The organism is Faecalibacillus faecis, from assembly GCF_003024675.1.
In the GTDB taxonomy this organism is placed as follows: Bacteria; Bacillota_I; Bacilli_A; order Erysipelotrichales; family Coprobacillaceae; genus Faecalibacillus; species Faecalibacillus faecis.
The window spans coordinates 1-14,101 of sequence record NZ_PYLP01000030.1; the positions used below are offsets into that span (position 1 = coordinate 1).

Consider the following 14,101-nt stretch of genomic DNA (forward strand, 5'->3'; position numbering starts at 1 on the left):
TAAGCGGACTGATACTAATAGGTCGAGGGCTTGACCGAAAAGGCAAGCGAGCTTGAAAGAAAGAGACTACTATCTGGTTTTGAGTGTCCTGAAGGATACTTTAAGAGAAGATCTGGTAATGATAGCATGATGGACACACCTGTTCCCATTCCGAACACAGAAGTTAAGCATCATCACGGCGAAGATAGTACTTCGGTGCGAAAATAGCTCGTTGCCAGTTCTTTTTTTTATATCTTTACTTTATTAAAACCACCTGACTTTCTTGCCAGGTGGTTTTTAGATACACTGTTTCAGCTTTTTTACAACGATGTATTGAACTAAAAAAAGACCTCTTGTGAGGTCTTTTTTATTACATTTTTACAGTAGATTTAACTAATTCGATAACTTCTTCAGAAGTAGCACAATCTAATGCTTTTTCTACTAAAGCTTCCATATCAGCTTTTGAAACGCTCTTGATTAATTTTCTTTGAGCTAAGATTGAAGTAGCTGACATAGAGAATTCATCTAATCCTAAACCAAGTAATAATGGAGCAGCAATAGCTTCACCAGCCATTTCTCCACACATACCAGCCCATTTACCTTCAGCATGTGCTGAATCAATAACATGTTTTAATAAGTTTAAGATTGATGGGTTGAATGGTTGATATAAATAACTTACACCAGAAGACATTCTATCTGCAGCAAATGTATATTGTACTAAGTCGTTTGTTCCTACTGAGAAGAAATCAACTTCTTTAGCAAATTTATGAGCTAATACAGCAGCTGCTGGGATTTCAATCATGATACCAACTTGTAAGGTATCACTTACTTTTACACCTTCAGCAATTAATTTTTCTTTTTCTTCCATTAAGATTCCTTTAGCTTTACGGAATTCTTGTAAAGTAGCAATCATAGGGAACATAATTCTTAAATCACCATAAACTGATGCTCTAAGTAAAGCTCTTAATTGAGTTCTAAAGATATCTTCTCTTTGGAAACATAAACGAATAGCACGAACACCTAAGAATGGATTCATTTCTTTTGGTAAATCAATTGCTTCGATTTCTTTATCTCCACCGATATCTAATGTTCTTACAACAACAGGTTTACCTTCCATACCTTCAAGTACTTCTTTATAAACTTCAAATTGTTGTTCTTCAGTTGGTAATTCAGCTGATTCCATATATAAGAATTCAGTTCTGAATAACCCAACACCTTCACCACCGTTTTCTTTAACACCAACTAAGTCTTTAGCTGAACCAATGTTAGCAACTAATTCAACATGATGTCCATCAGTAGTTACAGTTTTTTCATTTACTAATTTCTTTAATTCTTCTTTGTAAGCAACGAATTCTGCACGTTTTGTTTCGTATTCTTTAACTGTTGCTTCATCAGGATTGATCATAACTGTTCCTTCAATACCATCAAGAACAATTAAATCTCCATCTTTAACTTCTTCAGTAATTGTTTTACAAGCAACAACTGCAGGAATTTCTAAAGAACGAGCCATGATAGCTGAGTGAGAAGTTCTACCACCAATGTTAGTAGCGAATCCTCTAACTAAGTTTTTATTTAATTGAGCAGTATCAGAAGGAGTTAAATCATCAGCGATAATAACAACTTCTTCATCAATTAATGCTGGGTTTGGTAATGGTTTACCAAGCAAGTTAGCTAATAAACGACGAGAAACATCTTTAATATCAGCAGCTCTTTCTCTAAAATAATCATCATCCATCATTTCAAACATTGCAATGAAACTATTTGCAACTGCATCTAAAGCAGCTTCAGCGCATAATTTTTCATTATTGATTTTGTCTAAAACTTGTGTTTTTAATTCTGGATCTTGAAGTACTAATGCATGAGCATCGAATACAGCTGCTTCTTCAGCAGATAAGTTTTTAGAAGCAGCTTCTTTAATAGCTTCTAATTGCTTAGCTGTTTCAGCCATACAATCTTCAAATTTTTTGATTTCAGCTGTAACATCTTCTACTGTGTTTTGTGTTACAGTTAAATCTGGCATAACTAGTTTGTACGCTTTAGCAATCGCAATACCACTAGAAGCCCCAATACCTTTAATCATAGTATTAAACACCTCCATATTTACATCCCAATTCTAACCTATTTTTGTTGAAAAATAAAGAGATTTTCATTGTACGAAACGACTTTTTAAGAAAAAAAAGAAGTATTTATTGAATTGTTTGTCTAGACATGTTATGATGGTGTCGAGGAGGAGTTTGCAATGAAAGTTATTATTGTTAAAAATTATGAAGAAGCAAGCCAAGAAGCAGCAAAAATTTTTATTAATCAAGTAAAAGAAAATCCACAAAGTATTTTAGGTCTCGCAACAGGATCAACACCTATAAGAATGTATGAATTATTAAGAGAAGATCATGAAAAAAATCATACATCATATAAAGATGTGAAATCATATAACTTAGATGAATATTTTGGATTAGATGCAAGTCATCCACAAAGTTATCATTATTTTATGTATAAAAACTTATTCAATGGTATTGATATTAAAGATGAAAATGTACATGTTCCATGTGGTCAAGGAAATATTCAAGAAAACTGTGATGAATACAATAAAATGTTAGCTGAAAATCCAGTTGACATTCAATTATTAGGTATTGGATCAAATGGACATATTGGATTCAATGAACCAGGTACTGATTTTGATTCAAGAACACATTATGTTGACTTAAAAGAAAGCACAATTCAAGATAATGCAAGATTATTCTTTGATGGTGATGTTAATGCCGTACCAAAACAAGCAATTTCTATGGGAATTCAAAATATCATGGAAGCTAAAAAAGTAGTATTGATTGCTTGTGGTAAAAATAAAGAAGATGCTGTTAAAGGTATGATTGAAGGACCTGTGACTCCAGAATTGCCAGCAAGTGTTTTACAAAATCATAAAGATGTAACTGTTATTATTGATGAAGCAGCAGCTGGATTATTAGAAAAAAAATATTAAAATTTTGAGGGAATGGGAGTTCCCTTTTTTTTGTTTGGTTGAAATTTTCATAATTAAACGGTAATATAGTATTATTAATAAGAGGTGTGATTATGAAAAAATGGACAATAAAAGATCTTTTTAATATACCTAATTGTTTGTGCTATTTTAGAATCATTTTGATCCCAATCTTTTTACATCGTTATTTTCTAGCAAGTTGTAAAGAAGATTATTATTTATGCGCATTCATTTTAATTCTTTCAGGAATTTCTGATTTTTTAGATGGTTATATTGCACGACATTATCATATGGTTACAGACTTTGGAAAAGTGATTGATCCTATTGCGGATAAACTGACACAATTTACTGTTGCTGTTGTTTTAATTTATACCTATTCTTGGATGTGGTTTCTTTTAGGAATTATTGTGATCAAAGATGGAATGCTTGCTTTAGGTGGTCTTTATCTTTATGAAAAAGGAGCTCAAGTAAAAGGGGCTTCTTGGTGGGGAAAGATTTCAACAGCTATATTTGATATCGTTGCGATTATTTTAGTAGGAATCCATATACCAGATTCACCGATTTCAACAATTATGATTATTGTTTGTATTATTTTAATGGGATTATCTCTCGTTTTATATGCCAAACAACTTCTTCAAATGTATTGGGAGTGTAAAAATGAACAAAAGACAAATTAAATTAAGTTGTTATTTAGATCAAATTAATATTGAAATAATAGAAGTAGAAATGGTTTTAAACCAATTAAATCGTTTGAAAAATCAAATGAATATTTCAAATCGTATTGTTGAAAGAGATTTATTAAAAACGAAGTGTCAGTTAGAGCTTTCTCTTGCAGCACTTTGTATCTTGCTTAGAAAAATGTGCGAAAATCAATTTATTATCTTAAATCAAGAAAGAAGAAAAGATATCAATAGTATTATTCATTCTAATCGCTTTGATTTTTTTGAAGATGATAAAGTCTATGTTTATTCACAAAAAGGACAAGAAGAAGTAAATATTAATCAATTATTAGATTATGCTAAAAGGATATTTAAAGAAATCGTATGATTTTTTTGGACATCTTTTTTATTTTTATTTCGTTAAAATAGATGTGGTGAGGAAAATGAATTTCAAAAAAAATGCAGGAATTGTTTTAATTATTCTTGGAATTATTTTAACTTTAGATCGAACAAATGAGTTTAAAGGAATTGTTTCCACAATTATCTATTATTTACAAGAATATTGGCCTTTACTAATCACAATTTGTGGGGTTTCTTTACTAACAACTCCCCAAAAAACAAAAAAGAAATGAAATAAAAAAATACTGATTTTATATAGTTAAATGAATTGAAACAAGGAAACAAAAATGATAATATGTATAACGTATTAATGGAGGAAACAAAAATGAAAAAAAGACCGATCGTATTATGTATTATGGATGGTTATGGTATTTCTGAAAGCATTAATGGTAATGCTGTAAGACTTGCTAATACACCTAACTTAGATGATTTAATGGCAATGTATCCAAACACAACTATTTCAGCTAGTGGTATGCCAGTTGGATTACCTGATGGACAAATGGGAAATAGTGAAGTTGGACACTTAAATATTGGTGCAGGAAGAACCGTTTATCAATCATTAACTTTAATCAATAAAGCTTTAAATGAAAAAACTTTCTTCGAAAATGAAAAATTCTTAAAAGCAATTCAACATGCTAAAGATAATGGTTCTAAATTACATATTTGGGGATTATTATCAAATGGTGGTGTTCACTCATCAAATGAACATATCTATGGTTTATTAGAATTAGCTAAACAACAAGGTTTAGATAAAGTATATGTACATGCGTTTTTAGACGGAAGAGATGTTGCTCCTGATAGTGGTGTTGATTTCGTAAAAGAATTACAAGAAAAAATTGAAGAAATCGGTGTTGGACAAATCGCATCAATTTCTGGTAGATATTATGCAATGGATAGAGATAAAAGATTTGATCGTGTTAAATTAGCTTACGATGCTATCGTATGTCAAGAAGGTGAATCTTTTGAATGTCCAGTTCAATATGTAAAAGATTCTTACGCTAAAGATGTTTTAGATGAATTTGTTATTCCTGGTTACAACAAAAATGTTGAAGGAACAATTGATGATGGAGATTCAGTAATCTTCGCTAACTTCAGACCAGATAGAGCTATCCAATTAGCTACAGTAATCACAAATCCTACATTCTATGAAGGATATGTACCTGAAAAACAAGTTAAAGATTTAGAATTCGTATGTATGATGAAATATGCAGACAGCGTTAATGGAGAAATTGCATTTGTTTCACCTGAACTTACAAATACATTAGGTGACTACTTATCAGCTCAAGGTTTAAAACAATTACGTATTGCTGAAACTGAAAAATATGCTCATGTAACTTTCTTCTTTGATGGTGGTGTTGATAAAGAAATCGAAGGAGCTACTCGTGTATTAGTTAATTCACCAAAAGTTGCTACTTATGATTTACAACCAGAAATGTCAGCTTACGAAGTAAAAGACAAATTAATCGCTGAATTAGATAAAGATATTCATGATGTTGTCATTGTAAACTTTGCAAACTGTGACATGGTAGGACATACAGGTGTCATTCCAGCAGCAATCAAAGCTGTAAGTGTTGTTGATGATTGTATCGGTGAAGTATATGAAAAAGTTCTTGAATTAGGTGGAACTATGTTAATTACTGCTGACCATGGTAACGCTGAAGAAGAATTGGATGCAGATGGAAATCCATTTACTGCACATACAACAAACGTTGTACCTTTAATCGTTACTAATTCTCATGTAGGATTAAAAGAAGGCGGAAAATTAGGAGATTTAGCTCCAACAATGTTACAATTATTAGGTCTTCCAATTCCTGAAGAAATGGATGGAGAATCTTTATTAAAATAATCAAGAAGTTCATACTGATTTCATTTTTAATAAGTATAGTAAGTGGGTGTAGTCATACTACATCCACTCATACTATACAAAAGGATTTGTCAAAAGATCAAATCATTGATGTGAACTATGAAACTGTTTTAAAGAAATTAAAACAAAAAGAGGATTTTGTTTTATATATAGGAAGACCTGATTGTAAAGATTGTCAAGAATTTGAACCGTATCTAAAGAAATATTTAAAGAAGAATAAAGGCGTTTATCTTTATTATTTGAATATTAAAGAGATAAGAGAAAAGGCATACGCAACGAATGCTTCAAAAGAAGATCAAAAAGCTTATAAACAAATGCGTAAGAAACTTGATTTTTCATGGACACCTACTTTAAAACTTAGTATTGATGGAAAGTTTGTTGATCAATATACTTTTTTAGATGAAGAATACTATACTCTCTCTAAAGATAAACAAAAAGAAAAGAAACAAGATTATATTGATGAACTTTCAACTTGGCTCAATCAAATCTATCAAGATAATTAGAAAGGATTGATTATAGATGAAAAAATGTACAAAATGTCATAAAAATATACCAAGTGATGCAAAAGTGTGTCCGTATTGTGGAACACCTCAACCAGGTTATCAACCAATGAAACGTACACCAAAAAGAAAAAATGCGTTTCTATATTATATACTTATTGCCGTTTTACTTTTCTTCCCTATGGGAATTTCTTATTTCTTTGCATTTAATACACTTTCAAATACAGAAACATCAGCTACAAAAACAACTTTAAAAACATATCAAGAAGCTAAAAATGAAACTTTTGTTTATGAATATAATTCATTAGCTGATTTTTCAAAAAATGTTAAGGGAAGTAAAAAGTATGCTCAAAAAATAAAACAAATAGAAACTTCTTTAAATGAAATTGTTGGAAGTAAAAATGTTAAAACGAATTATACTTTTCAAGTGACTGCCAATTCAAATGTTTATGTAGATGCAAATTATATTATCTCACTAGATCAACAAAATAAAATGAATATTTCTTATCAATATGATTTATCAAAAGAAAGTGATCTTACTTATAATTATTATTTAAAAGAAATAAATCAACTTGATGAAGCCGTACAAACATTACAAGAAAATGAAGAAAAGATTCAAAATATTCTTTATATCTTTAATGGAAAAGACAATAAAAAATTGATTTCTAAAACAATAGATGATTTTAAAACAAAAGAAGCAGAATTTACGACAGGAGTATTATCTCATTATGGACAAGGAATTCATAATAGTAGTGAAGATGATAAATCTTCTATAAGAGTATTTAAATCAAAAGAAAAATATCGTGTGCAATTTTCATATAATTCAAAATTAAAAATGAAAAATTTTCTATAAAGCCAAGAAATTGGCTTTTTCTTTTTAAATAAAACAAGTATAATAGGGACAATAATAGAAAAGTAGGTGAATCGATGAAAAAAATTGCAGTTTTGACTTCGGGGGGAGATGCACCAGGGATGAATGGCGCTATACGTGCAATTGTACGTGTTGGTATTAAAAGAGGATTTGAAGTTTATGGTGTTTATGAAGGATATAAAGGTTTAGTTGAAGGAAAAATAAAAAAATTAGGTTATAGTGATGTTTCTGAAATATTATCTAAAGGGGGAACGATTTTAGAATCATCACGCTTAAAAGAATTTGTAAATGAAAAAATTCAAGATCTTGCCGTTGAACAACTTAAAAAAAGGAAAATAGAAGGTTTAGTTGTTATAGGTGGAGATGGAAGTTATAGAGGAGCGATGGCGTTAGCTAAAAAGGGAATCTCTTGTATCGCACTTCCAGGAACAATTGATAATGATATCCATGGAACTGATGAAACGATAGGTTTTCATACAGCACTTTATAATATCATAGATGCCGTTAATAAATTAAGAGATACATCGAGTTCACATCATCGTTGCTTTGTGATTGAAGTCATGGGCAATCATGCAGATAATCTTGCTATTAATTCTGCAATAGCTTGTGGAAGTGAAATCGTTATTACAGATAAAACGGGTTTTGATGAAACAAAAGTAATTGAAGAATTAAAAAAATGTGAAGAAGTGTATCATAAAAAACATGCCATTATTATTGTAAGTGAGAATATATTGGATGTGGAAAAATTAGCAAATCGTATTAGTAAAGAAACAGGTTATTCAGGAAGATCAATTGTTTTAGGACATATTCAAAGAGGCGGCTCTCCTGTACCTAAAGATCGTATTTTAGCTTCTACGATGGCTGAAGAAGCTATTTGTTTATTAAAGCAAGAAAAAAGTGGATTATGTGTTTGTGTAAAGAATAATAGAATTGTTTCTAAAAATATTGAGGAAGCTCTTGTTGAAAAAAATGAAAATCATGATTGGCTTTATCAATTATTTTTTGATTTAGCTTAAGGAGGAAATATGAAAAAAATACTATTTAGTGATATTGATGGAACACTTGTAAATGGAGATCAGCCAATTTCTTCTAAAGATCAAGAAGCTATAAAGAAATTAAGAGAAAAAGGTCATTATTTTTCATTTTGTACGGGAAGAAATATTCAAGAAACAAAAATCATTACGCCTTATTTTGAATACGATTATTTAGTTTTAAATAATGGGGCCATGATTGTTGATCAACAAGATCAAGTACTTTATCGAAAACAAATCAAAAATGAGATTGCTAAAGAAATACTTAATGAAAGTATGCAAAAATATCCTTATCTCAATTATACATTTTTTGACGGTAAACAAACTTATGGATTCATCAACGAAAAAACATGTAAACTAACAAATGAGGGATATCAAGAAATAGAGGGTGATTTTCTGGATATCTTAAATAACACAACAGAAGATATTGATATTGTTTGTGCTTTTCATCCAGAAGAAAAATTAGACGAAATTAAAGAAATACAACAACAAATCAATCAAAAATATACAGGTATTCATGCGACTTTAAATGTTGTCTATCTAGATATTACGGTTGATTGTACAAAAGGAACAGGTTTACAAAAGCTTTGTTCTTTATTTAAAGAAGATGTAACATCTTATTGTATAGGGGATTCGTTTAATGATCTAGATATGTTTGAAAAAGCAAACCATGCTTATACATTTAACCGTGTTGAAAAAGAAATTAAAGAAAAAACAAAAAATCAGGTTGATTATGTCTACGAAGTAATTGATGCTATGTTAGAGGGGGAATAACAATGAGTTGGCAAGATAAATTAAGACAAGTAGAACCTTATGTTGCAGGGGAACAACCAAAAATCAGTAATATGATTAAATTAAATACGAATGAAAATCCATATGGTCCAAGTAATCAAGTGAAAGAAGTTTTAAAAGAAATTGATATTGAAAAATTGAAGCTTTATCCAAATAGTGATGGAGAAGAATTGAGACATGCACTTGCCGATTATCACGGTTTAAAAGACAATCAAGTTTTTTTAGGAAATGGTTCAGATGAAGTTTTAGCACTTACTTTTTTAACTTTCTTTAATGGAAAAGAGCCGGTGCTTTTTCCAAATATTTCATATTCATTTTATCCAGTTTACTGTGATCTTTACCAAATGAGCTATAAAGAAGTTCTTTTAGATCAAGACTTTAAAATAAATGTGGAAGATTTTAAACAGCCAAATTCAGGAATTATTTTTCCAAATCCAAATGCGCCAACAGGATTACTTGTTTCTTTAGATTTTATTGAAGAGGTTTTAAAAAGTAATCCTGATAGTATTGTCGTTGTTGATGAAGCATATATTGACTTTGGTGGACAAACATGTGTACCACTTATTGATAAATATGATAATTTAGTGGTTATTCAAACTTTTTCTAAATCACGTTCATTTGCTGGGGCAAGATTAGGGGTTGCTTTAGGAAATAAAGAAGCTATTTCTAATTTATATGATGTAAAGAATTCTTTTAACTCTTATCCAGTAGATTACATTACTCAACAAATTGGGTTGGCTTCTGTCTTAGATAGTCAAGATATGAAAGAAAAATGTCAAAAAGTCATTAAGACAAGAGAATATACTAAAACAAAACTTAAGGAATTAGGATTTGTGGTACCAGATAGTTATGCAAACTTTGTTTTTGTAAAACATCCTGAAATTGATGGTGAGAAATTATTTTTAGCGCTTAGACAAGAAGGAATCATTGTACGTCATTGGAATAAGCCTCTGATTGATCAATATTTAAGAATTACAATTGGGACAGATCAACAAATGGAAAGATTATTTGAATTTTTAGAAAAATGTATCACACAACAACAAAGAGAAGGAGAGTAAAATCTCCTTTTTATTATAATTGCTTAAAAATACTCATCAGTAATAAGCGAACACAAGTATAAAATCTTGACAATAACTTATAAACACTTATAATGGGTATTGAGGTGATACAAATGACTTATAAATGCGTATTTAGTGATATTGATGGAACACTTTTAAATTCTAATCATCAAATAAGTGAAAGAACAAAAAATAAAATTCAAGAACTTTACCAAAGTGATATACCATTTGTTCTTGTTTCAGCGAGAATGCCTAAAGGCATGAGTTATTTTTTAGATGAATTAAAAATCAAAGAACCGATGGTTTGTTATAGCGGGGGATTGATTCTTGATGAAAATAAAGAAGTTATTTATTCAAAAGGATTTTCAGTAGAAATGGCAAAACGTCTTTTTGAATATATTAAGTATTATTATCAAGTGCCAGTCAGTTTTTATATAGAAAATCGATGGATGGTAGATGAAATTGATGAAGGAATAAAAGAAGAAAGTAAAATTACCGGCTTAACTCCTGAAATCTTAGATCTTACAAATGTTCAAAAAGTGCATAAATTATTAATTATTGCTGATAAAAATATTATTGAACAACTAGAAATGAGTTTAAAAGAAAAATTTACAGGTTTAAAGATCTATAAATCGAAGGATACTTATTTAGAAATAATGGATGAATCTGTATCAAAAGCAAGTGCAATTCAATTTTTATGTGATAAAATGAAAATAAGTCTTCATCAAGTTGTTTCCTTTGGGGATAACTACAATGATTTAGATATGTTGTTACTAACAGGAAAAGGCTTTGCTATGGCAAATAGTGCCAAAGGTGTTTTGGAAAGTATATCAACACACACACTTTCTAATGATGAAGATGGAATTGTTTATGCTTTAGAAAATTTAGTAGGTGAATAATGTGTATCAAGAAGAAAGAATTTATCAAATATTGAAATTATTGAAAGAAAAAAAGACGATGACAAATCAAGAAATCATGGATTATTTTCATATTTCAAGAGATACAGCAAGAAGAGATATTGTACGTCTTGTAAATGAAAATTTAGCAGTTAGGACCCATGGGGGAATTACTTTAAATGATGTCCATCAAATAGGAAGTTATCAAATAAGAAAACAAGAAAATGAGGAAATAAAAAATAAAATTGGAAAAGTTGCTGTCTCTTTAATTGAAGAACATAAAGCTGTCTTTTTTGATACTTCAACAACGATTGCGGCTTTATGTCAGTATGTGAGTCAAGATATTGAAGCGTATAGCCATTCGCTTGATAATATAGAAATTCTTTCAAATCATTGTCCTTGTCATATGATAGGTGGAAAATATTTTAAAAAGAATCGTTATATGTATGGTAGTCAAACTTTAAATACTTTAGATCAAATTTATTTTGATTTATGTTTTGTGGGAGTAGCAGCGATTATGGAAGATGGTATCTATGTTGAAGAATTTGAAGATGCCGCTATTAAAAGAAAATTAGCGAGACGTAGTCAAAATGTATGTCTTGTTGCAGATCACAGTAAATTTAATAAAAAAAGTACGTATAAAGCACTTGATTTTCAAGATATTGATATTTTTATTACAGATTTTTTACCAGAGGAATATAAAGATAAAATTAATTGTCAAATAATTGAAGTAAAAGAAGAAAAGTAGATTCGTGTAAGAATCTACTTTTTTGCAAGCATTTGATCAATAAAATAACCAATTACTCTAAAAATCATGGCTAAACCAAAGATTGATAAAGCACTTATTGTTTCATATTTATGAAAAAGGTATGTACATAAAAAATAAGCGACAAGACCTAATGCTGCACCCAAACCTGTTAATAATGTCATGAAAACATCTTTTTGTTGTTGCTTCATAATTTCACCTCAAGCACTATTCTATCATAACAAAAACCAAGAAACAATAAATAGAAGTTCATAGGTGCTTGTGCTATAATTGTAATGGAATGAAAGGGGAAGTCTATGTATAATACGTTGATTTTTGATTTAGATGGAACACTTGTAGATTCAATTGAAGATTTAGCTTTATCTACGAATATTTTAATGGAAGAAAGCCAATTTCCAACATATGATCTAGAGACTTATAAACAATTTGTAGGAAATGGTGTCGATAAATTAATAGAACGTGCTTTGCCAGAAGAACATAAAAAAGAGGTAAGAAAATATCGAGCACGTTTTGATGAAATTTATAAAGAGAATTGTTTAAAAAATACCAAACCTTATCCAGGGATGGAAGAATTGATCGATGAACTTTATCATCAAGGATATAAATTAGCTGTCGTAACTAATAAACCTAAGGTTAATGCAGTAACGATCGTTAATCATTTATTTCCAAATAAATTTATGTATGTTTTTGGAAATACAGTCTATCAACCTAAAAAACCACATCCATGTCTTGTAGAACTTGCAATGCAATTAATGGAAAGCAATAAGAATGAAACATTGATGATTGGCGATAGTAATGTAGATATCGAAACGGCAATCAACGCTAAAATTAAATCAATTGGTTGTGAATGGGGCTTTCGAGGAAAAGAAGAACTTGTTCAAGCAGGGGCAACATATACTGTTTCTAAACCAAGTGATATTAAGGAACTTTTAAAATGATTGCTGTTTCACGTTGTCTAATTGGTGAAAACTGTACCTATGCTGGAAAAAACAATCTTTGTAAGGAAATCAAAGAACTCTATGATCAAGGATTGGTTTTGCCACTTTGTCCAGAAGTTTTAGGTGGCTTACCAATTCCTAGAATTCCTTGTGAAATTGTTGGAGAAAAGGTCATTGATCAAAATGGTATTGATCGTACAAAGGAATATACAACTGGTGCACAGCTTGCTTTAGAAAGATGTATAGAAAAAGGTATTAAAATTGCGGTTTTAAAAGCAAAAAGTCCAAGTTGTGGTAAAGATTTTATTTATGATGGTACTTTTTCACATCAACTTGTTGAAGGAAATGGTATTTTTGTACAAATGTTAAAAGAACAGGGAATACAAGTTTATAGTGAAAATGAAATAGAAGAAGTATTAAAAAGAATAAATGGAGGAAAGTAATATGGGACATATTTTATGGGTAGAACCTGTATTTAAAGAAATGATTTGGGGAGGAAAGCAACTTAAAGAAAAGTATGGCTATGCTATACCAAGTGATCAAACAGGAGAATGTTGGGCACCTTCAGCACATCCAAATGGTGATAATAAAATCAAAGAAGGAGAATTTAAAGGTCAAACACTTTCAAAAGTCTTTGATGAACATCGTGAACTTTTTGGAAATATCAAAGATAAACAATTTCCATTGCTTGTAAAAATCATTGATGCTTGTAATGATTTATCTGTACAAGTTCATCCAAATGATGAATATGCTGGTCTTCATGAAAATTCATTAGGAAAGACAGAATGCTGGTATGTCTTAGACTGTAAAGAAGATACAAAGATGGTTATGGGACATCATGCTAAAACCAAAGAAGAACTTGTAAAAGCTATTGAAAATGATGATTATGATCAATTATTAAATAAGTTTGATATCAAAAAAGGAGATTTCTTCTATATTCCAAGTGGAACAATTCATGCTATCTGTAAAGGMTCATTGATCTATGAAGCACAACAATCATCAGATATCACATACCGTGTTTATGATTATCATCGAAAAGATAAAGATGGAAATGAAAGACAACTTCATGTAAAACAATCCATCGATGTGACAACAGTGCCTTATAAACCTTATGATCTGGCAAAACAAGTAGAAGAAACAATAGAAAATGGAACAAGAAAAGAACTTGTATCATCTAACTATTTAACATTAAATAAATATGATATGACAGGCTATAATAAAGTAAAGAATGATAAACCATTCCAACTTGTATCAATCATTGAAGGACAAGGAACAGTAGAAGGAAAAGAAGTGAAAAAAGGAGATCATTTTGTAGTTTGTTCAGATCAAAAAGAAGTTGATTTTGATGGAACAATGACAGTAATGATTTGTACA

Annotated in this window: 17 protein-coding genes and 1 rRNA gene; 16 read left to right on the forward strand and 2 right to left on the reverse strand. The window is 30.0% G+C overall.

Annotation, left to right across the window (positions count from 1 at the left end; translation table 11 throughout):
- The first annotated feature begins 111 nt into the window (after positions 1-111).
- Positions 112-220: ribosomal RNA gene (rrf, locus tag C7U55_RS12730) — 5S ribosomal RNA — on the forward strand.
- A gap of 129 nt (positions 221-349) precedes the next feature.
- Here the strand turns inward: rrf and ptsP are convergent.
- Positions 350-2,059, reverse strand: a complete 1,710-nt coding sequence (gene ptsP, locus C7U55_RS12735; protein ID WP_106988871.1) for a phosphoenolpyruvate--protein phosphotransferase — start codon at positions 2,057-2,059, stop codon at positions 350-352.
- Between the two features lie 159 nt (positions 2,060-2,218).
- Between ptsP and nagB the strand changes: the two genes are divergently transcribed.
- The 12 genes from nagB to C7U55_RS12795 all read left to right on the forward strand — a co-directional run bounded on the left by nagB (position 2,219) and on the right by C7U55_RS12795 (position 11,771).
- Positions 2,219-2,956: a glucosamine-6-phosphate deaminase gene (gene nagB, locus C7U55_RS12740; RefSeq protein ID WP_106988872.1), complete on the forward strand. Its 738-nt coding sequence runs from the start codon at positions 2,219-2,221 to the stop codon at positions 2,954-2,956.
- Positions 2,957-3,048: 92 nt separating this feature from the next.
- Positions 3,049-3,630 (forward strand): CDP-alcohol phosphatidyltransferase family protein, encoded by a 582-nt coding sequence (locus tag C7U55_RS12745; protein ID WP_106988873.1) that lies wholly within the window; start codon positions 3,049-3,051, stop codon positions 3,628-3,630.
- A complete protein-coding gene (locus tag C7U55_RS12750; RefSeq protein WP_048923631.1) occupies positions 3,611-4,000 on the forward strand; it encodes a hypothetical protein in 390 nt (129 codons plus the stop codon). The genes C7U55_RS12745 and C7U55_RS12750 overlap by 20 nt, the downstream gene beginning before the upstream one ends.
- Before the next feature lie 55 nt (positions 4,001-4,055).
- Complete coding sequence (locus C7U55_RS12755; protein ID WP_048923630.1) at positions 4,056-4,244, forward strand: hypothetical protein; 189 nt, start codon at positions 4,056-4,058, stop codon at positions 4,242-4,244.
- 92 nt (positions 4,245-4,336) lie between these two features.
- Positions 4,337-5,857: a 2,3-bisphosphoglycerate-independent phosphoglycerate mutase gene (gpmI, locus tag C7U55_RS12760; RefSeq protein WP_106988874.1), complete on the forward strand. Its 1,521-nt coding sequence runs from the start codon at positions 4,337-4,339 to the stop codon at positions 5,855-5,857.
- 86 nt (positions 5,858-5,943) lie between these two features.
- Complete coding sequence (locus tag C7U55_RS12765) at positions 5,944-6,378, forward strand: thioredoxin fold domain-containing protein (RefSeq protein ID WP_162297458.1); 435 nt, start codon at positions 5,944-5,946, stop codon at positions 6,376-6,378.
- Between the two features lie 16 nt (positions 6,379-6,394).
- Entirely contained in the window at positions 6,395-7,228 is an 834-nt protein-coding gene (locus tag C7U55_RS12770) for a zinc ribbon domain-containing protein (protein WP_106988875.1), read from the forward strand.
- Positions 7,229-7,302: 74 nt separating this feature from the next.
- Positions 7,303-8,262 carry a 6-phosphofructokinase gene (gene pfkA / locus C7U55_RS12775; RefSeq protein ID WP_106988876.1) on the forward strand — a complete coding sequence of 320 codons (960 nt, stop codon included), beginning with the start codon at positions 7,303-7,305 and terminating at the stop codon, positions 8,260-8,262.
- Positions 8,263-8,271: 9 nt separating this feature from the next.
- Positions 8,272-9,051: an HAD-IIB family hydrolase gene (locus C7U55_RS12780; RefSeq protein WP_106988877.1), complete on the forward strand. Its 780-nt coding sequence runs from the start codon at positions 8,272-8,274 to the stop codon at positions 9,049-9,051.
- A 2-nt stretch (positions 9,052-9,053) separates the two neighbouring features.
- A complete protein-coding gene (gene hisC / locus C7U55_RS12785) occupies positions 9,054-10,127 on the forward strand; it encodes a histidinol-phosphate transaminase (RefSeq protein WP_106988878.1) in 1,074 nt (357 codons plus the stop codon).
- Between the two features lie 113 nt (positions 10,128-10,240).
- Positions 10,241-11,026 carry a Cof-type HAD-IIB family hydrolase gene (locus C7U55_RS12790; RefSeq protein ID WP_118537025.1) on the forward strand — a complete coding sequence of 262 codons (786 nt, stop codon included), beginning with the start codon at positions 10,241-10,243 and terminating at the stop codon, positions 11,024-11,026.
- 1 nt (position 11,027) lies between these two features.
- Positions 11,028-11,771 (forward strand): DeoR/GlpR family DNA-binding transcription regulator, encoded by a 744-nt coding sequence (locus tag C7U55_RS12795; protein ID WP_106988880.1) that lies wholly within the window; start codon positions 11,028-11,030, stop codon positions 11,769-11,771.
- Between the two features lie 14 nt (positions 11,772-11,785).
- Here the strand turns inward: C7U55_RS12795 and C7U55_RS12800 are convergent, their stop codons facing one another.
- Positions 11,786-11,980 carry a hypothetical protein gene (locus tag C7U55_RS12800; RefSeq protein WP_106988881.1) on the reverse strand — a complete coding sequence of 65 codons (195 nt, stop codon included), beginning with the start codon at positions 11,978-11,980 and terminating at the stop codon, positions 11,786-11,788.
- Between the two features lie 105 nt (positions 11,981-12,085).
- Here C7U55_RS12800 and C7U55_RS12805 point away from each other — a divergent pair, with 105 nt between their 5' ends.
- The 3 genes from C7U55_RS12805 to manA form a co-directional block, all read left to right on the forward strand.
- Positions 12,086-12,727, forward strand: coding sequence for an HAD family hydrolase (locus C7U55_RS12805; RefSeq protein WP_106988882.1), 642 nt, complete (start codon positions 12,086-12,088; stop codon positions 12,725-12,727).
- Entirely contained in the window at positions 12,724-13,170 is a 447-nt protein-coding gene (locus C7U55_RS12810) for a DUF523 domain-containing protein (protein ID WP_106988883.1), read from the forward strand. The genes C7U55_RS12805 and C7U55_RS12810 overlap by 4 nt, the downstream gene beginning before the upstream one ends.
- A gap of 1 nt (position 13,171) precedes the next feature.
- Positions 13,172-14,101: mannose-6-phosphate isomerase, class I (manA, locus tag C7U55_RS12815; protein ID WP_106988884.1), on the forward strand; the 930-nt coding region annotated here is incomplete at its 3' end.

Excerpts from the sequence above, each read along its gene's own strand:
- C7U55_RS12780 (WP_106988877.1), top strand. The coding sequence starts at position 8,272 with ATGAAAAAAATACTATTTAGTGATATTGATGGAACACTTGTAAATGGA.
- C7U55_RS12810 (WP_106988883.1), top strand. The coding sequence starts at position 12,724 with ATGATTGCTGTTTCACGTTGTCTAATTGGTGAAAACTGTACCTATGCT.
- C7U55_RS12790 (WP_118537025.1), top strand. The coding sequence starts at position 10,241 with ATGACTTATAAATGCGTATTTAGTGATATTGATGGAACACTTTTAAAT.
- C7U55_RS12745 (WP_106988873.1), top strand. The coding sequence starts at position 3,049 with ATGAAAAAATGGACAATAAAAGATCTTTTTAATATACCTAATTGTTTG.
- pfkA (WP_106988876.1), top strand. The coding sequence starts at position 7,303 with ATGAAAAAAATTGCAGTTTTGACTTCGGGGGGAGATGCACCAGGGATG.
- C7U55_RS12805 (WP_106988882.1), top strand. The coding sequence starts at position 12,086 with ATGTATAATACGTTGATTTTTGATTTAGATGGAACACTTGTAGATTCA.
- C7U55_RS12770 (WP_106988875.1), top strand. The coding sequence starts at position 6,395 with ATGAAAAAATGTACAAAATGTCATAAAAATATACCAAGTGATGCAAAA.
- gpmI (WP_106988874.1), top strand. The coding sequence starts at position 4,337 with ATGAAAAAAAGACCGATCGTATTATGTATTATGGATGGTTATGGTATT.
- ptsP (WP_106988871.1), bottom strand. The coding sequence starts at position 2,059 with ATGATTAAAGGTATTGGGGCTTCTAGTGGTATTGCGATTGCTAAAGCG.
- C7U55_RS12755 (WP_048923630.1), top strand. The coding sequence starts at position 4,056 with ATGAATTTCAAAAAAAATGCAGGAATTGTTTTAATTATTCTTGGAATT.
- nagB (WP_106988872.1), top strand. The coding sequence starts at position 2,219 with ATGAAAGTTATTATTGTTAAAAATTATGAAGAAGCAAGCCAAGAAGCA.
- hisC (WP_106988878.1), top strand. The coding sequence starts at position 9,054 with ATGAGTTGGCAAGATAAATTAAGACAAGTAGAACCTTATGTTGCAGGG.
- C7U55_RS12750 (WP_048923631.1), top strand. The coding sequence starts at position 3,611 with ATGAACAAAAGACAAATTAAATTAAGTTGTTATTTAGATCAAATTAAT.
- C7U55_RS12800 (WP_106988881.1), bottom strand. The coding sequence starts at position 11,980 with ATGAAGCAACAACAAAAAGATGTTTTCATGACATTATTAACAGGTTTG.